This window comes from Qipengyuania sp. SS22 (genome assembly GCF_025736935.1).
In the GTDB taxonomy this organism is placed as follows: Bacteria; Pseudomonadota; Alphaproteobacteria; order Sphingomonadales; family Sphingomonadaceae; genus Qipengyuania.
Map to the genome: position 1 here is coordinate 89,246 of NZ_CP107048.1, position 16,087 is coordinate 105,332.

The window sequence follows — 16,087 nt, forward strand, 5'->3', positions numbered from 1 at the left end:
AATCGCGCATGTCGTCTGCACCCCCCGAAACCGTCGAATGGCGCGCCGAACCCGGCCGTATCGGCTATCGCGACGCGCTCGAAGCGATGACCGCGCGCAATCGCGCGATCGCCGAGGGCGAGGCGCGCGAGATGGTGTGGCTGCTCGAACACCCGCCGGTCTATACGGCGGGAACCAGCGCCGATGGTGTCGAATTGCTCGACCCGCGGTTCGAAGTGGTCGAGGCCGGGCGCGGCGGGCGCTATACCTATCACGGACCGGGCCAGCGGGTCGGCTATGCCATGATCGACCTGCGCGAGCGCGGGCGCGATGTGCGCTGTTTCGTCCATGCGCTCGAAGGCTGGGTGATCGCCACGCTGGCCGATATCGGCGTGACCAGCTGGCGCAGCGCGGGCCGGGTCGGCATCTGGACAAGGGATGTCGATGGCCGCGAAGCCAAGATCGGCGCGATCGGCGTGCGGGTGCGGCGCTGGGTGACCATGCACGGCTTCTCGGTCAATCTCGCGCCCGATCTGTCGCACTTCACCGGCATCGTCCCCTGCGGGATCGAGGAATTCGGCGTGACCAGCCTCGAACGGTTGGGAATCGATCTTGCGCCCGCGGCCTTCGATGAGGCATTGCGGGCGCGCTTCGGGGATTTCCTCGCGGCGCTCGAAGGAAAGGCCAACGCGCTGCCATGATGATACGTCCAGCTGTCTTGCTTGTCGCTGCCACCGCGATCCTGTCCGGCTGCGGCGATGATACGCCCCCGGCGGAGACCGAGGTCGAGGCCGAGCGCAACGCCAAGGGTGAAGTAATCGGCGGAACGATCAGCGATGCGATGATCCCGCTCGACCGGCTGCGCTCGCAGTCGCCGCCGGTACGCGAAGCGCCGAGCCAGCCGTCCGCCGCGGCGCCAGCCAGCGACGCGCCGGCCGAACCCGAGGAAGCCAGCGAACCTGCGCCTGCTCCGGTGATCGCGGAAGAAGCAGGCGACGACCCTGCCGGGGACTAGTCAGTCCTCGCCGAGCAACCGCCTGGCGCGCTCCAGATCGGCCTGGCCGACGCGGCGCTCGCCCACCGACAACATCGTTGCCCCGGGATTGGTCGCAAAGGCCGAGACGATCTTGTGCGCGTCGGAAATTTCGCTTTCGAGCGGGGCGAAGGCGGCATTGATGCCCTCGACTTGCCCAGGGTGAATGGCGAACATGCCGGTGAACCCGTCCGCCCGTGCCGCATCGGCAATGCGGATAGCCGCTTCACTGTCGCGGACATCGCGGAACGGGTGTTCGATCGCGCCGATACCGCGGGCATGGGCGATCAGCAGGATCTGCGCGCGGACCTGCGCCAGCGCATCGCCCCACCGCCCGCCGGGCCCGCGCAGGCGGCGCGCGCCGATGGCATGAGCCAGCCCGACCGCATCCCAGGTCATCGCCGACACGCGCGGGTGCAGCTCGTCTGCCAGCCGGCGGATCGTCAGCGCGCTGGCGGGGGTCGAACCCAGTTCGGGCATGATCCGCGTGATGTTGGCGGCCAGCCCCAGCCGGTCCTCGAATTCGTACAGGACCGAGGCCAGTTGCCGGATATCGTCCGCGCCGCGGCATTGCGACAACACGATCCCATGCGGCGAGCCGTCCATCGCGGCCTCCAGATCGTCGCGCCAGTGCGGGGTGCCAAGCGCGGGGATGCGCACCCAGCGTTCGAACTTGCGCTGCGCCACCAGCTGTTCGCGATGCAGCCGCAGCCAGGTCGTCGCAGCGATCCGGGCGGTGGCCTGCTGGGCAGCACGAAGGGGCCGGGCGAGGTCGATGACCACTGCCTCGGCCCCCGTGCCCGCTGCCGAGCCGATCGCCTTCTCGTTATCTGCCGGGATGAGAATCCACGACCGCATTCAGCCTCCGAAGTGTCGCCGCACGGCGACTCACTCGGCCGCAGCTTGCTCCTGCTTAGTTAGCATCGGGTAATCGATGTATCCGGCAGGTCCCTGACCATACCAGCTATGCGGCACATTCACATTCGGCGCAATCTCCGCACCTGTCCGGAAGCGTGCCGGCAGGTCGGGATTGGAAATGAAGTCGCGGCCCCAGCTGATCGCGTCGGCTCGGTCGGCCTCGAGATCGGCCACGGCGCCCTCGGGCGTGTAATCGCTGTTGATCACCAGGGTCCCGGTATAGAGTTCGCGGATCAGCGGGCTCTGTTTGGGGACGTCGGTGCTGCCGAAGGTGCCGTCGGGACCTGGCTCGCGCAGTTCCAGGAAGGCGACGCCGAGTTCCTCGATCACCCGCGCAGCGGCGCCGAAGGTGGCCGCCGGGTCGCTATCGTCGCAGCCCTGCGTTTCGCCATTGGGCGACAGCCGCACGCCGACGCGGTCCCCGCCCCAGACGTCCACCAGCGCGGTCAGCACTTCGCGCAGGAAGCGGCTGCGGTTTTCCGGGCTGCCGCCATAATCGTCATCGCGCAGATTGGTGCTGTCGCGCAGGAACTGGTCGACCAGGTAGCCATTCGCGGCGTGCAGCTGGACGCCGTCGAACCCGGCTTTTTTCGCGTTCTCGGCAGCGTGACGATAATCCTCGACCACGCGTGCGATTTCATCGACGGGCAGGCCCCGCGCAGCTTGGTAATCCTTGCGCCCTTCGAAGGTATGCGCATGGCCCGGCGCGGTCGTCGTGCTGGCGGACACCGGCGGGTTGCCACCGAGGAAATCGGGGTGCACCAGACGGCCCATGTGCCACAGCTGGAGAACGATCAATCCGCCTTCTTCATGGACGGCGTCGGTAATCGGCTTCCAGCCTTCGACCTGTTCATCGCTCCAGATTCCCGGCGCGGCAGGCCAGCCGAGGCCTTCGACGCTGATCCCGGTGGCTTCGGAAATGATCAGGCCGGCGCTGGCACGCTGGCGATAGTAGGTTTCCATCATCTCGTTGGGGACCGAGCCGGGCTGGGTCGAACGACCGCGGGTCAGCGGGGCCATGAAGATGCGGTTCTTTGCTTCGAGAGCACCCATGGTGAGCGGCTGGAACAGGCTTTCGTGCATGCGGGCAAATCCTTTTTGCTGGCGCGAGTTGGCCATTGAGCTAGGGGCGGGCCATGGGCAGCGCAACCGCCACGCCGGACAAGAATGGCTATCAGGCAAGTGCATGGCACTTCGCCGCGCTGGTCGCTGGAAACATCGCGCTGGCGCTGGGGCCATGGCTCGTCCGGCTGTCCGACACCGGCCCCGTCTCTGCCGGTTTTTGGCGCCTGCTGCTGCCGCTGCCGGTGCTGGCGCTGCTCGCCTGGCGGGGGCGCTCGCCCGGGCCGATCGACGGGCGGTTGGTGATGCTGTGCCTGCTCGCCGGTGCGTTCTTCGCAGTCGATCTCGCCAGCTGGCATGTCGGGATCGAACGGACCCGGCTCGCCAATGCCACGCTGTTCGGCAATTCGGGCAGCGTGATCCTGATGGCCTGGGGAATCATCGCGGCGCGGCGTGCGCCGTCGGGACAGGAAGGGGTGGGCGTGCTCGCGGCGCTGGTCGGCGCGGGCATATTACTTGGTCGCAGCCTGGAGATTTCCGCGACCACCTTCGTCGGCGATTTGTTTTGCCTCGCGGCGGGTATTTTCTACGCCTTCTACCTGCTCCCGGCACAGCGAGCTCGCACGGCGTTGGGACCGTGGGAGGTGCTGCTGCTGGTCAGCCTCATCGCCGCGCCGGTGCTGCTTGCCATCGCGCTGGCTGCGGGCGAGCCGGTATGGCCGGGCGACGCGGGGTGGACGCCGGTACTGGTGCTCGCGCTCAGCAGCCAGCTTGTCGGGCAGGGACTGCTGGTCTTCTCGCTACGCCATTTCCCGCCGCTGATCATCGGGATGGCGCTGCTGACCCAGCCCGCCATTGCCGCCACGGTCGGCTGGCTGGCATTCGGCGAATTGCTGGCCCCGCTCGATGTCGTCGGCATGGTGCTGGTCGGTACCGCGCTGGTGCTGGCGCGCGCGGGGCGGCCGGGCCGGGTTCGCTAACCCCTACCAAAAGACCTTGTTGAACCGGGTCACGTGGCGTTCGAACCGATCGAGGTCAGGGCCCACGAGTGTCAGTCGCGTCTGCCGGGCGAGCTTGTCGGCCTGATCCTTGAGCAGCGTCTGGCGCCGCTCGTCGCGGATCGGTACCGCGGCGTTGGCAAGCGTGTCGAGCATGACTTCCGCAGCGGTGGGCGAACTTGCCACCGCGCTGCGGATCGCTCCGAACCCGCGGCTGACGTAATGGTCGAAATCGTCGGGCAGCGGGATCACCGGACAATCGTCGCAATCCTCGCCGCAGATATCCTTGCGCAGGTCGCGCCGCCCGATCTCTGCAGTCGCCGCGCCGAGCCAGTGAAGCGCGGTGATCGCGGTAAAGGGATCGTTGATCCCGGGCGATAGCGCGCGCAGCCCGATCTCGACCAGTTCGTCGATCAGGAACTGCGGGTCCTGTTCGGGTGTCCGGGTGGAGCCGAGCGTGAAACAGCCGCGGATGCGTTCCTCGATGGTCTCGGGGTCGCAGCCATCGACATCCAGGAAAGGCATGTCGCGGTGGACGAAGTCGCCCGTGCGCACGCGTAGCGAGATGGTGCAGCCGCAATCGCGCGCGATCTTCACCAATTCGCCGAAGTCGACCAACTGGACATAGCCCGTGCCGCGTGCGGTCAACGGCTCGCCGCCCTTGGGTTCGACCGCTTCGTAGAACTCGTCTTCGACCGGATAGGTCTCGCGGACTTCCTCGAGCAGCCGTTCGCCGATACCCTTGAGCACCTTGTTGATGCGAATGCTCGATGGGATGTGGTTGAGGAAGAACACCAGCACCGCAACGCACAGGCCCATCAGGACATAGGCGACCAGCAGCGACAGTTGCGGGGTGAAGCCGGGCAGGGCGGTGGCGGTGGCATCGGCGAGGACGGCTGGGGTTTCATCCTCCGCACGCACCGCGCGCAGCACGATCAGCGCATAGACGAAGCTGCCGATGAAGGTCGCCAGGCTCAGCTGGTTGCCGCGGTCCTCCATGAAATTGGTCAGCAGCCGCGGGCCGTAATTGCCGCTGGCATAGGCGACCGCGGCGATGGTGATCGAGAACACGGTGGAAGCGACGCCGATCATGCTGCCCGCCATCACGGTCAGCATGTCCGCTGCGCCCTTGGGACGCGCGGGCACGATCCAGTCGACCTCGTTGAGAAATTCGGCCAGCCCGGCACGGTCGAGCCACACCATGGTGAAGGCAAGCGCGCCCGCCATGATCGAGAACAGCGCCGGATAGAACCAGTAATTCGCGTTCAGTCGTGCCCAGAAAAAGCGTATGTCGGCGGTCACGCACCCATCCCCTGCCAGTTGCGGTCAGGGGATGAACGCGCGAAGCCCATCTCCGTGCCTAGTCCGCTCCGCTACCGATTTCGCGATTGAGATAGGCGAGCAGCAATGCGGCACGCTTGGCGTCTTCTTCGTGGTCCGAGCCGACCGAATGGCCGCCCTCGCGATACTCGTGATAATAGAAGGTCTGGCCCCAGGCTTCGTGCTTGGCGGCTGCCTTGCGCGCATGGCCGGGATGGACACGGTCGTCGAGCGTCGAGAGATAATAGAACGCCGCCGGGACATCCGCCGCGTCGCGCATGTTCTGATAGGGCGACCATTCGCGCATGAAGGCCCAGTCCGCAGGCACATCGGGATTGCCGTACTCGGCCATCCACGAAGCCCCGGCGAGCAGCTTGTTGTAGCGCCGCATGTCGATCAGCGGGCTGCCGCTGATAATCGCGCCGTAGAGGTCGGGCCGCTGGTTCGCGACCGCGCCGACCAGCACGCCGCCATTGGAGCGACCCGAAGCGGCAATGCGGCCCGGATCGGCCAGCCTGTTGGCGACGAGGTCGTCGGCTACGGCGTGGAAATCGTCGAAGCTGTTCTGGCGTTTTTCGCGCAGCGCGTCTTCGTGCCAGCGCGGGCCATATTCGCCGCCGCCACGGATATTGGCGAGGACATAGGCATTGCCGCTCTCGACCCAGAACAGGCCCAGCGGCCCGCTGCGATAAGGTTCGGCGGTGAGGTATTTGGGTGTCTGCGCCGCGCGGAAGCCGCCATAGGCATGGATCAGCGTGGGCAGCGGCCCCTCGGCACCCGCAGGGCGGACGACGTAATAGGGCACCTTCGTGCCGTCCTTCGACGTGGCGAATTTCTGCTCGACGCTGAATTTGCTGGCGTCGAACTGGGCAGGTTCGCTGGCGATCGCTTGCGGCGCGCCCTCGCTGGGCACGGCATAGAGTGTCGGCGGCGTCAGCATGCTTTCGACCGTCACGAAGGCGGTGTCGCCCTTGCCGCTGGTCTCGGCGATCTGGATCGTGCTGTTGGCAGGCAGGTCCATGGTACGCTGGGCCCAGCCCTCGGCGCCCGGCGTCAGCTCGATCAGTTTGCCCGACACATCGTCGAGCACCTTGACCCACAGCTTGTTTTCCGACGCCGCGACCTGTTCGACCGCTTGCGTTTCGCTCGGTTTGAAAATCACGGTCGGTGCAACGCTGCGGCCGGATGCGATATCCGCAAGCGGCCAGGCGACCAACGCTCCCATCGGCGCGCTCCACCCGGCGCTCGACACCTGCAGCGAGTTCATCTTGGCAATCACATGGCCGTCGAGCACGGCCTCGAAGCCCGCGTCCCTAGGCAGCGGCAGGGCGATCAACGATCCGTCCTCGGCGACGAGGCTGTATTCGCCCGTCCAGAAATCGGGTCCCCGGCGGACGAACCGCCACCGCGTTTCACCATCGAGCACCGAGAAGCCGCTCATGCTGATATCGGTCTGCTGGCCTTCGGCAATCAGCCGTGCCTGGGCGAAATCTGTCCCGCGCTGCCACAATTTGACCAGCCGCGGATAGCCCGAATCGGTCAGCGATCCGGCGCCTTCGTCGGTGCCGACGAACAGCGTGTTCTCGTCATACCAGGCGACATTGGACTTGGCTTCGGGAAGGGTGAAACCGCCCTCGACGAAGCTGCCGGTTTCGACATCGAATTCACGGACCACATCGGCATCGGTGCCGCCCGGGCTGAGCGAGACAAGGCAGCGGGTGTATTCGGGTGCGAGGCAATTGGCGCCGTGCCATACCCAGCTCTGGCCCTCATCCTCGCCCAGCTGGTCGACATCGATGAGTGTGCGCCATTCGGGGGCGCCCGCCAGATAGCTGTCGAGCGTCGCGGTGCGCCACAGGCCGCGCGGGTTTTCCGCATCGCGCCACAGGTTCGTGACCATGTCACCCTGGATCGCATCGGGCATGGCGATCTGCCGCGTATCGTCGAGGATCTGCCTGGCCCAGGCTTTGGCCAGCGGATATTCCGCCTGCGCGGTCAACACCGCCTCGGTGTCGGCATTCCACTGATCGACCTTGGCCAACGCACGCTCGCCCTGGATTTCCTCGAGCCAGATATAGGGATCGTCCGCATCGCTCTCCTGCGCGGCAATCGGGGCGGCGGTAAAAGCAAGCGCGGCGACCAGCGCCAGACGTGCGACCATTTTGTTCTCTCCCTGAAATCGTATCCTAGACGCGGCCCAGATCGCCCTTGCCGATCGTGCCGCTGGCCATTTCGAGCATGCGGTCGAGGCTCTGCTTGGCCTTGAGGCGCAGGCCTTCCTCGATCTCGATACGCGGTTCGAGATCGCGCAGGCAGGCGTAGAGCTTTTCCATCGTGTTCAGCGCCATATACGGACAGATGTTGCAGCTGCAGTTGCCGTCCGCACCGGGCGCGCCGATGAAGGTCTTGTTGGGCAGCGCCTTTTCCATCTGGTGCATGATGTGCGGTTCGGTCGCCACGATCAGCGTGTCGCCCTCGAAGGTCTCCGCAAACTGCAATATGCCGCTGGTCGAACCGACATAATCGGCATGATCGACGATGGTCGGCGGGCATTCCGGGTGCGCGGCGACCGGCGCATCGGGGTGCTGCGCCTTGAGCTTGAGCAGCTCGGTTTCGCTGAAGGCCTCGTGCACGATGCACACGCCCGGCCACAGCAACATTTCGCGGTTGAACTTGCGGCTCATATAGCCGCCCAGATGCCGGTCGGGCCCGAAGATGATCTTCTGGTCCTCGGGGATCTGGCTGATGATCGTTTCCGCGCTGGAACTGGTAACGATCACGTCGCTCAGCGCCTTAACCTCGGTCGAGCAATTGATGTAGGTCAGCGCGATGTGGTCGGGATGCGCTTCGCGGAAAGCCTTGAACTTTTCCGGCGGGCAGCTGTCCTCGAGGCTGCAGCCCGCGTCCATGTCGGGCAGCACCACGATCTTTTCGGGGCTGAGGATCTTGGCCGTGTCGGCCATGAACTTCACGCCGCAGAAGGCGATCACATCGGCATCGGTTTCGGCGGCCTTCTTGCTCAATTCCAAACTGTCGCCGACGAAATCGGCAAGATCCTGGATATCGGCGGTCTGGTAGTAATGCGCGAGAATGATCGCGTTCTTCTCCTTGCGGAGGCGATCGATCTCGGCGAGCAGGTCCTGGCCGGTCGGCAGGTCGGTCTGTGCGGTCATATGGGGTCCCGTATGCTGCGTTTGTGGCGCTTATAGACCGAACGGTCCGTAAGGCGAGGGCGTTCCGTTCAGTCTTGCCGTTCACCATCGAAACGAACGTTTACCGTCACATCGCCATAGCCTGCCATCTGCAGCGGAATGGTGAGGTTCTGGCGGACGGCCGCCTTCGCCGCCTGCCGCGCCAATGCCAGCACTTCGGGGTTTTTCGCGAATTCGGCCGCCTTGCGTTCGGCCTGCAGCGAATTGTTGCGGGCCAGGTCGGAACTGGCATCGCGGCTGACATAGGTGCCTTCGGTGAAGGTCTTCTGCGCCGCTTCGTCGAGATTGGGGCGCGAAATCCGCAAGGGCGGCAGGATCACCGACAGCGTATCGCTGCCATCGTCCCAGGCAAAGCGGTCGCGGTCCATGCTCGACAGGTCGAGCCGGTATTCGACCGTCGCCGGGATGATTGCCGCCTGGCGGCTTTCGAGCAGGTCGATATTGAGCACGCCGCGCCGGTCGACGCTTTCGGCAACCACCTCGAAGCGGCTGGAAAAGACGATCAGCGAATTCTGCTTTTCGAAGGCGAGCATCGCGCTGCCCACCGGATCGCCTTCCTCTTCATAGAAGAACGCGCGCCAGCCGAGCCAGGCGGTCGCGGCGAGCAGCAGGATCACGATCAGCCACGGCACCGCCTGCGTGCGGGCAAGCGGCTGTTCGCGCCGGATTTCGGGTTCGACTGCCGTCTCGCGGGGTTTCAGATCGTCTGCCATATATCGCCCGAACGGACGACGAGGCCGCGCTGTTCCAGATCGATCAGATGCGCAGTGACCGACATTTCGGCCGCCTTGTGCAGCTTGGGGTCGAGCCCCTTGTACATCTTGCCGACGAAATCGCTGGCCTCGTGCGGCCCTTCGCTCAGGTGGCGGACGATTTGGTTTTCGCGCTGGCGGCGGTGCCCGATCATTCCGCGCACCAGCTGGCGCGGCTTGTCGACTGCCTCGCCGTGTGCGGGGTAGAACACCCGATCCTCGCGCGCATAGAGCTTCTCGAGGCTCTTCATGTAATCGCCCATATCGCCATCGGGCGGGATCACGACGCTGGTCGACCAACCCATGATGTGATCGCCGGTAAACAGCGCACCGCTTTCCTCCAGCGCAAAGCACAGATGGTTCGAGACATGTCCCGGGGTGGCGACCGCAGTCAGCGTCCAGCCGGGTCCGGTCATCTGCTCGCCATCCTCCAGCACCCGGTCGGGCTCGTAGCTGCGGTCGAACGAGGCATCGGCACGCGGGCCGCTGTCGTCGAGTACCAGCGGCGCGCAGCCGACCACCGGGGCGCCGGTCCGCGCTGCCAGTGTCTTCGCAGCGGGCGAATGATCGCGGTGCGTATGCGTGCACATGATCGCGCAGAGGTGTTCCTCGCCGATCGCCGCATCGAGCGCGAGCAGGTGCTCGGTCTCGTCGGGTCCGGGGTCGATCACCGCGCAGCCATCGCCGAGGCCAACGATATAGGTTTGCGTGCCGGTGTAGGTATAGGGCGAAGGGTTCGGCGCCAGCACGCGCCGCACCAGCGGCTCGAGTTGCATCGCCTTGCCGGTCGGCCACGGTTTGGGAGGAGGTCCAGCCATGCCCTTGCATATGGGGACTAGGCTGCGCCATGTCACGTCCCGCCGCTTGCATGGGAGACAGCATGGCCGATTGCATCCTCGTTCTCGACGCCGGGACCACCTCGACACGGGCCATGATGTTCGCCGCCGACGGCACGATGGAAGCGGTCGCGCAGCAGGCGCTGACGCAGCATTATCCCAAGCCCGGCTGGGTCGAGCACGATGCCGCCGAGATATGGGACAAGACGCTCGCCTGCGCGCGCGAAGTGACCGGAGACGATGTCGGCCGGATCGGCGCCATCGGCATCACCAACCAGCGCGAGACGGTCGTGGCCTGGAATCGCGAGAGCGGCGAGCCGCTGGCACGTGCAATTGTCTGGCAGGACCGGCGGACCGCGGCGTTCTGCGCGGACATGAAGCAATATGGCCATGAACCGGAAGTGCAGCGGCGCACCGGCCTGCTGCTCGACCCCTATTTCTCGGGCACCAAGATGCGCTGGATGCTCGACCATGACGAGGGTGTCCGATCCGCCGCGCAAGCCGGCACGCTGGCTTTCGGCACGGTCGAGAGCTGGCTGGTCTACAAGCTGTCGGGCGGCGCGCATCTGAGCGATGCGAGCAATGCCAGCCGCACGCTGCTGCTCCCGCTTGATGGGGCGCAGTTCGACGAGGATCTGTGCGAACTTTTCGGTGTGCCGCGTGCCGCCTTGCCCGAAGTGGTCGATACGCATGGCCAGCTCGCCACCTGCGATGCGCAATGGCTGGGCGCAGCGGTTCCGATCTGCGGACTGGCGGGCGACCAACAGTCGGCGACGATCGGGCAGGGGTGCCTGGGCTTCGGCGAAACCAAGGCGACCTATGGCACCGGGGCCTTTGTCCTGACCAATATGGGGCAGGATATCCCGCACTCGGATCATCGGTTGCTTGGCACGGTGCTCTACCAGCAGGACGGTGTGCGGACCTATGCGATCGAGGGTTCATGCTTCGTCGCGGGCAGTCTTATCCAGTATTTGCGCGACCAGCTTGGCCTGATCGGCAGCGCTGCCGAGACCGAGGATCTGGCGCGCTCGATCGAGGATAGCGGCGAGGTCGTAATCGTGCCCGCACTCGCCGGGCTGGGGGCGCCGCATTGGAATCCCGATGCGCGCGGGGTCATTTCGGGCCTCAGCTTCGCGAGCGGGCGGGCGCAGATCGCGCGCGCAGCACTCGAGGCGATGGCACACCAGACGCACGACCTCGCGAGTGCCTTCGCTGCCGATGGCGCGCCGTGGTCGCGGCTGCATATCGACGGCGGGATGAGCGCCAACGACTGGATGGCACAGGACTTGGCCGATATCCTCGATCTCGAAGTCGAACGGCCCGATTTCGTCGAGACGACCGCGCTCGGCGCCGCCATTCTCGCTGCTGTAGGATGCGGAATGCAGGACAATCTCGAGATGGCCGCGCAGGCCATGCGCGGCGGCGGAAAGGCGTTCACTTCGCAGATGACGGGGGACGTGCGCGAAGCCCGGCTTGCGCGCTACGCCAGGGCGCTGACCGCGGCCTGATCAGCCGGCGGCGAAGGCCTGGGTGATCCGCCCCTGCAGCAAGGCCACCGGCGTGGTGGCCACGACTTGCGAGCGCCGGTGGCGATCGAGCCGTGCCACGCGCGCATGCAGTCGCTCGCTGTCCTCGATCAGTGCGCGGGTGCTGGGATCGAGTCGGGCAAGATTGTCGGCATCGGCTTCGCGTTCCTCGGGCAGGGTGCCACAGCGCTCCAGTTGCTGCTCGGACAGTTCGCCCGCCATGTAGGCGCGCTGGTTGAGCAGCCATGCCAGCACATGCATCAACCGCGTGGTGGCGCGCAGCCCCTCGATCGACAGCGCTACACGCGCCAAATCATCGGGATCGGCGCTGGCGTTGGTATCGTCACAGCGCAGGTCGAAAGCCGCGCGCGCATCATCGGCGAGCATAAGCGCTGCGCTGTAAAGATCCTCGATGATCTCTTCATTGATATCGCGGGCCGACATGCGCTTTTCTTACGCATTTCGCGTCATACCTTCCAGCGGATTAACCACGGCACCCCTCGCGTGACAGCGGGTGCGACGCAAACTCCGGGAATCAGGCGATAATATCGGGCAGCAGCACATCCTCGATCGCGGCGATGCGATCCTTCAGCACGAGCTTGCGCTTTTTCAGCCGGGCCATTTGCAGCTGGTCGGTGAAGCCCCGCTGGTCGCCCGCATGAGTCAGTGCCGCGATCGCGACATCGAGATCGCGATGCTCGCTGCGGAGCAGCGCGAGCCTCTTGCGCAGTTCCTGTTCGTTCACGCCGACCTTTCCGGACAATCGCCCCTCGCGACCGCTTGGCCGCATGCCCACAACAAGGCTCTTTGTAAATTGGCAATCCTGTGGTTTGTTACCGGGTCTGCGGCTCGTTCCGCGCAAGCGTACGAGTCGCTCCTGGGGTCAAACAACCGTCAAGGAGACAACCCGATGCAATCATCCCATGTCGACGCGCTCAAAGCCAAGCACGCCGGTCTCGAGGTCCGCCTGCACGAGGAACAGATCCGACCCGCACCCGACATCGCGATGATCCAGCAGATCAAGAAGCAAAAGCTCCGGATCAAGGAAGAGATCGCTTCCTGCTGACGATGGCAAACCGGGGGGCGGGGCCACGTGCCCCGCTTCCGCCCGACCACATATTTGCTATAGGCTGAGGCATGTCCGCAGTTGCTTCCGCCCGCCAGATACTTACGCGCCTGCACGAGGTCATGGCCGGGCGTACCCATGCACAGCACAAACTCGACCGCGTGGTCGAGATCATCGCCGAGAGCCTGACGAGCGAGGTCTGCTCGATCTACCTGCTGCGCGAAGGCGCGCTGGAGCTTTACGCGACGCAGGGCCTCAACGCCGAAGCGGTCCATGTCACGCGGCTGGCAGTGGGCGAAGGCCTGACCGGGACCATCGCCAACAATATCGAAACGCTCAACCTGGCCGAGGCCAAGGCCCACCCCGATTTCGCCTATCGCCCCGAGACGGGGGAGGAAAAGTTCCATTCCTTCGCCGGTGTGCCGATCGTCTATCGCGAGCGCGCGGTGGGGGTGCTGTGCGTTCAGCATGTCGATCCGCGCCGCTACGAGGAAATCGAGATCGAGGCGCTGCAGACCACCGCGATGGTCCTGTCCGAGCTGATCGCGCACAAGGAACTGGTCGATGGCGAAGGGCCGATCGACCTCGAGATTGCGCATGTCGAGAACGATGTGCTCGAGGGCCTGGCACTGGTGAAGGGTCTCGCGGCAGGGCACGCGGTCTTCCACCAGCCGCGGATCGAGATCGACCAGGTCGTGGCCGAGGATATCGAAGCCGAACGCCAGCGCGTCTATCGCGCCTTCGACAAGATGCGCGACCAGATCGACGCGCTCGGCAAGGAAGCGGAATTCGGCAAGGGCGGCGAGCATGTCGAGGTGCTCGAGACCTACAAGATGTTCGCTTATGACGAAGGCTGGAGCCGCCGGATCAACGAGGCGATCGACAGCGGCCTGACCGCCGAGGCGGCGATCGAACGCGTCCAGCAGCGCACCCGCATGCGCATGCGCGAGATCGACGATGCGCTGCTGCAAGACCGGATGCACGATCTGGAGGACCTTTCCAATCGCCTGCTGCGGATCGTTTCGGGCCAGCTTGGCACTGCGGCGACGCAGGGACTGCGGCGTGACACGATCCTGTTTGCGCGCAATCTGGGTCCGGCCGAACTGCTCGAATACGACCGGCGCCGGCTCAAGGGCGTGGTACTCGAAGAAGGCTCGCTCACCGCGCATGTCGTGATCGTGGCGCGCGCCATGGGTGTGCCGGTAATGGGCCGGGTCACAGGTATCCGGACGCGGGTTGCCGAAGGCGACGAGGTGATCCTCGATGCCGACAAGGCGCGGGTCACTCTGCGCCCAAACCAGCAGGTGTTCGAAGCGTTCGAGACCCGCTTCGCCAGGACCCGCGAAAAGCAGGCAGCTTACGCGGAGCTGCGCGATGTCGAGCCCTTTACCCGCGATGGTACGCGCATCACGGTGATGATGAATGCAGGCCTGCGCGACGACATGAGCGCGCTGGCGATGAGCGGCGCGGACGGCGTCGGGCTGTTTCGCACCGAATTCCAGTTCCTGGTGTCTTCCACCCTCCCGCAGCGCGATCGCCAGATGCGGCTCTATCGCGATGTGCTCGATGCGGCGGGCGACAAGCCGGTCATCTTCCGCACGGTCGATATCGGCGGTGACAAGGTCGTCCCCTATCTCGCCAACGCCGTGGCGGAGCGGGAAGAGAACCCGGCGATGGGCTGGCGCGCGCTGCGGCTCTCGCTCGAACGCGAGGGTCTGCTCAAGGCTCAGGCGCGGGCGCTGCTTGAAGCCGCGGCGGGCCGCACGCTTTCGGTGATGTTCCCGATGGTCAGTGAGCCATGGGAGTTCGACGCCGGGAAGAAAGTCTTCGACGAACAGCTCGCCTTCCTGCGCGACCGGCGCAAGCTGGTGCCCGAAGCGATTGAATATGGCTGTATGCTCGAAGTGCCGGCCTTGGCCGACATGCTCGACGTCTTGGCACCCAAGCTGTCCTTTATCTCGGTCGGGACCAACGATCTTACGCAGTTCCTGTTTGCTGCGGATCGCGCCAACCCCAAGCTGGCGGAGCGCTACGACTGGCTCAGTCCGGCTATCCTGCGCTTCCTTGCGCGCGTTTCGCAGACGCTGGTCGGGCAGAATGTCCGGCTTGGCGTCTGCGGCGAAATGGGCGGGCGACGGCTCGAAGCGCTGGCGCTGCTCGGGATCGGCTATCGGCGGCTGTCGATCACGCCCGCCGCGGTCGGCCCGATCAAGGAACTGGTACGCAAGGTCGATCTGGCCGAACTGACGGAGTATATGAAGCGGCTGCTTGCCTCGCCGCCGGACGACATGCGCGCCGAGTTGCACAAATGGGCCAGCGAACGCGATATCGATCTCGACTGATTTCGTCGCGAATGCACCTCTTCTCGTCCATAGATACCAACTGTGTTATGCTGCATGCTTGACAGGCGTACCGCGGGTTCGCTTTTCCTGCGTCAAGACCACATGCGGGAAAACCGCGGGATCGCATTATCGGGGATCGCATGAGCGACGAAGAAATTCTTGAACAAGAACCGGTTGTGCCAACCGGCACGGTCGGCGCGCGGCTCAAGCAGGCGCGTGAGGAAGCGGGGATGGAGCTGACGCAGGTCGCGGCAGAGACTCGCATACCCCAACGCCATCTGCTGACTATCGAGAACGGCCGACTCGCCGATCTCCCCGCACGAACCTATGCCGTCGGCTTTTCGCGCACCTATGCCCGGCTAGTCGGACTGGATGAGCGCGAGATTGTCGAACAGGCTCGCATGGAACTCGCCCAAGGCGACCATGACGGCGATGCGCCCGCCAAGTTCGAACCCGGCGATCCCGCGCGCGTCCCAGGACGCGGGCTGGCGTGGTTTGCGCTGTTCGCAGCCGTGCTGTTGCTGGGCGGGATCTACGCCTTCTACAGCAGCTATTTCGCCCCCGGCATGGGCCCGGCGCCGCTGCGGGATCCCGATGCGCAGGTCGCGGACACTGCGGCGGACAGCGATGCCCCCGCAAAGGCAGCGGCCCCTGCGGCCGCAGGCCCGGTGGTCTTCACCAGCGAGATGGATGGAACCTGGGTCAAGTTTTACGATGCCAACGGCGAGCGTCTGTACGAGGCGCAAATGGCCGAGGGTGACAGCTTTACCGTGCCCGCCGATGCCGAAGGGCCGCAGGTCTGGACCGGCCGACCCTATGCGCTGGCAATAACCGTGGCTGGCCGTTCGGTCCCCAAGCTGTCCGAGGTGGACGAGGTCATCAAGGATGCCCCGATCACCGCCGAAGCACTGCTGGCGCGCGCCGAACGACCGGCAGCTCCCGCTTCTCCCGCCGCCGACGGCGGTTAATTTTCCCTGTCCGGAGGGGGATAAGCCCGCATCATGGCCTCGACAGATTCGCGGGGCTAGGGCAATTTCCGCCGC

Annotated in this window: 16 protein-coding genes; 7 read left to right on the forward strand and 9 right to left on the reverse strand. The window is 65.4% G+C overall.

Annotation, left to right across the window (positions count from 1 at the left end):
• Positions 1 to 8: 8 nt before the first annotated feature.
• Both lipB and N6L26_RS00430 read left to right on the forward strand, forming a co-directional pair.
• The gene (gene lipB / locus N6L26_RS00425) at positions 9 to 680 is read left to right on the forward strand and encodes a lipoyl(octanoyl) transferase LipB (RefSeq protein ID WP_263606103.1); all 672 of its coding nucleotides are present in this window, start codon (positions 9 to 11) and stop codon (positions 678 to 680) included.
• Entirely contained in the window at positions 677 to 994 is a 318-nt protein-coding gene (locus N6L26_RS00430; RefSeq protein ID WP_263606104.1) for a hypothetical protein, read from the forward strand. Before lipB ends, N6L26_RS00430 begins: the two co-directional genes overlap by 4 nt.
• Here the strand turns inward: N6L26_RS00430 and N6L26_RS00435 are convergent, their stop codons facing one another.
• Together N6L26_RS00435 and N6L26_RS00440 are read right to left on the reverse strand one after the other, a co-directional pair.
• Positions 995 to 1,870, reverse strand: a complete 876-nt coding sequence (locus tag N6L26_RS00435) for an HpcH/HpaI aldolase/citrate lyase family protein (protein WP_263606105.1) — start codon at positions 1,868 to 1,870, stop codon at positions 995 to 997. It lies immediately after the preceding gene.
• A 30-nt stretch (positions 1,871 to 1,900) separates the two neighbouring features.
• On the reverse strand, positions 1,901 to 3,013 hold the full coding sequence (locus tag N6L26_RS00440; RefSeq protein WP_263606106.1) for an alkene reductase: 1,113 nt from the start codon (positions 3,011 to 3,013) through the stop codon (positions 1,901 to 1,903).
• Positions 3,014 to 3,066: 53 nt separating this feature from the next.
• Here N6L26_RS00440 and N6L26_RS00445 point away from each other — a divergent pair, with 53 nt between their 5' ends.
• The gene (locus tag N6L26_RS00445) at positions 3,067 to 3,972 is read left to right on the forward strand and encodes a DMT family transporter (RefSeq protein ID WP_263606107.1); all 906 of its coding nucleotides are present in this window, start codon (positions 3,067 to 3,069) and stop codon (positions 3,970 to 3,972) included.
• A 3-nt stretch (positions 3,973 to 3,975) separates the two neighbouring features.
• On the opposite strand, the gene N6L26_RS00450 is transcribed toward N6L26_RS00445, so the two are convergent.
• The 5 genes from N6L26_RS00450 to N6L26_RS00470 form a co-directional block, all read right to left on the reverse strand.
• Positions 3,976 to 5,292: a DUF2254 domain-containing protein gene (locus N6L26_RS00450; protein ID WP_263606108.1), complete on the reverse strand. Its 1,317-nt coding sequence runs from the start codon at positions 5,290 to 5,292 to the stop codon at positions 3,976 to 3,978.
• A gap of 58 nt (positions 5,293 to 5,350) precedes the next feature.
• The gene (locus N6L26_RS00455; RefSeq protein ID WP_263606109.1) at positions 5,351 to 7,471 is read right to left on the reverse strand and encodes a prolyl oligopeptidase family serine peptidase; all 2,121 of its coding nucleotides are present in this window, start codon (positions 7,469 to 7,471) and stop codon (positions 5,351 to 5,353) included.
• Positions 7,472 to 7,496: 25 nt separating this feature from the next.
• The gene (gene nadA / locus N6L26_RS00460) at positions 7,497 to 8,483 is read right to left on the reverse strand and encodes a quinolinate synthase NadA (protein WP_263606110.1); all 987 of its coding nucleotides are present in this window, start codon (positions 8,481 to 8,483) and stop codon (positions 7,497 to 7,499) included.
• 68 nt (positions 8,484 to 8,551) lie between these two features.
• Entirely contained in the window at positions 8,552 to 9,235 is a 684-nt protein-coding gene (locus N6L26_RS00465; RefSeq protein WP_263606111.1) for a DUF4230 domain-containing protein, read from the reverse strand.
• Complete coding sequence (locus tag N6L26_RS00470) at positions 9,220 to 10,092, reverse strand: MBL fold metallo-hydrolase (RefSeq protein ID WP_263606112.1); 873 nt, start codon at positions 10,090 to 10,092, stop codon at positions 9,220 to 9,222. The genes N6L26_RS00465 and N6L26_RS00470 overlap by 16 nt, the downstream gene beginning before the upstream one ends.
• Before the next feature lie 62 nt (positions 10,093 to 10,154).
• On the opposite strand from N6L26_RS00470, the gene N6L26_RS00475 reads away from it, so the two are divergent.
• A complete protein-coding gene (locus N6L26_RS00475) occupies positions 10,155 to 11,618 on the forward strand; it encodes a glycerol kinase (protein WP_263606113.1) in 1,464 nt (487 codons plus the stop codon).
• On the opposite strand, the gene N6L26_RS00480 is transcribed toward N6L26_RS00475, so the two are convergent.
• Together N6L26_RS00480 and N6L26_RS00485 are read right to left on the reverse strand one after the other, a co-directional pair.
• Positions 11,619 to 12,080, reverse strand: a complete 462-nt coding sequence (locus tag N6L26_RS00480; protein ID WP_263606114.1) for a DUF1465 family protein — start codon at positions 12,078 to 12,080, stop codon at positions 11,619 to 11,621.
• A gap of 91 nt (positions 12,081 to 12,171) precedes the next feature.
• Positions 12,172 to 12,381 (reverse strand): YdcH family protein, encoded by a 210-nt coding sequence (locus tag N6L26_RS00485; protein WP_263606115.1) that lies wholly within the window; start codon positions 12,379 to 12,381, stop codon positions 12,172 to 12,174.
• Positions 12,382 to 12,546: 165 nt separating this feature from the next.
• Here N6L26_RS00485 and N6L26_RS00490 point away from each other — a divergent pair, with 165 nt between their 5' ends.
• The 3 genes from N6L26_RS00490 (at position 12,547) to N6L26_RS00500 (ending at position 16,012) form a co-directional block, all read left to right on the forward strand.
• Entirely contained in the window at positions 12,547 to 12,702 is a 156-nt protein-coding gene (locus N6L26_RS00490) for a YdcH family protein (protein ID WP_253519010.1), read from the forward strand.
• Between the two features lie 71 nt (positions 12,703 to 12,773).
• Positions 12,774 to 15,044 carry a phosphoenolpyruvate--protein phosphotransferase gene (gene ptsP, locus N6L26_RS00495; RefSeq protein ID WP_263606116.1) on the forward strand — a complete coding sequence of 757 codons (2,271 nt, stop codon included), beginning with the start codon at positions 12,774 to 12,776 and terminating at the stop codon, positions 15,042 to 15,044.
• A 140-nt stretch (positions 15,045 to 15,184) separates the two neighbouring features.
• Entirely contained in the window at positions 15,185 to 16,012 is an 828-nt protein-coding gene (locus tag N6L26_RS00500; protein WP_263606117.1) for a helix-turn-helix domain-containing protein, read from the forward strand.
• The last annotated feature ends 75 nt before the right edge of the window (positions 16,013 to 16,087 follow it).

Excerpts from the sequence above, each read along its gene's own strand:
- nadA (WP_263606110.1), bottom strand. The coding sequence starts at position 8,483 with ATGACCGCACAGACCGACCTGCCGACCGGCCAGGACCTGCTCGCCGAG.
- N6L26_RS00475 (WP_263606113.1), top strand. The coding sequence starts at position 10,155 with ATGGCCGATTGCATCCTCGTTCTCGACGCCGGGACCACCTCGACACGG.
- N6L26_RS00465 (WP_263606111.1), bottom strand. The coding sequence starts at position 9,235 with ATGGCAGACGATCTGAAACCCCGCGAGACGGCAGTCGAACCCGAAATC.
- N6L26_RS00445 (WP_263606107.1), top strand. The coding sequence starts at position 3,067 with ATGGGCAGCGCAACCGCCACGCCGGACAAGAATGGCTATCAGGCAAGT.
- N6L26_RS00470 (WP_263606112.1), bottom strand. The coding sequence starts at position 10,092 with ATGGCTGGACCTCCTCCCAAACCGTGGCCGACCGGCAAGGCGATGCAA.
- N6L26_RS00455 (WP_263606109.1), bottom strand. The coding sequence starts at position 7,471 with ATGGTCGCACGTCTGGCGCTGGTCGCCGCGCTTGCTTTTACCGCCGCC.
- N6L26_RS00435 (WP_263606105.1), bottom strand. The coding sequence starts at position 1,870 with ATGCGGTCGTGGATTCTCATCCCGGCAGATAACGAGAAGGCGATCGGC.
- N6L26_RS00440 (WP_263606106.1), bottom strand. The coding sequence starts at position 3,013 with ATGCACGAAAGCCTGTTCCAGCCGCTCACCATGGGTGCTCTCGAAGCA.
- N6L26_RS00430 (WP_263606104.1), top strand. The coding sequence starts at position 677 with ATGATGATACGTCCAGCTGTCTTGCTTGTCGCTGCCACCGCGATCCTG.
- ptsP (WP_263606116.1), top strand. The coding sequence starts at position 12,774 with ATGTCCGCAGTTGCTTCCGCCCGCCAGATACTTACGCGCCTGCACGAG.
- N6L26_RS00500 (WP_263606117.1), top strand. The coding sequence starts at position 15,185 with ATGAGCGACGAAGAAATTCTTGAACAAGAACCGGTTGTGCCAACCGGC.
- N6L26_RS00480 (WP_263606114.1), bottom strand. The coding sequence starts at position 12,080 with ATGTCGGCCCGCGATATCAATGAAGAGATCATCGAGGATCTTTACAGC.
- N6L26_RS00490 (WP_253519010.1), top strand. The coding sequence starts at position 12,547 with ATGCAATCATCCCATGTCGACGCGCTCAAAGCCAAGCACGCCGGTCTC.
- lipB (WP_263606103.1), top strand. The coding sequence starts at position 9 with ATGTCGTCTGCACCCCCCGAAACCGTCGAATGGCGCGCCGAACCCGGC.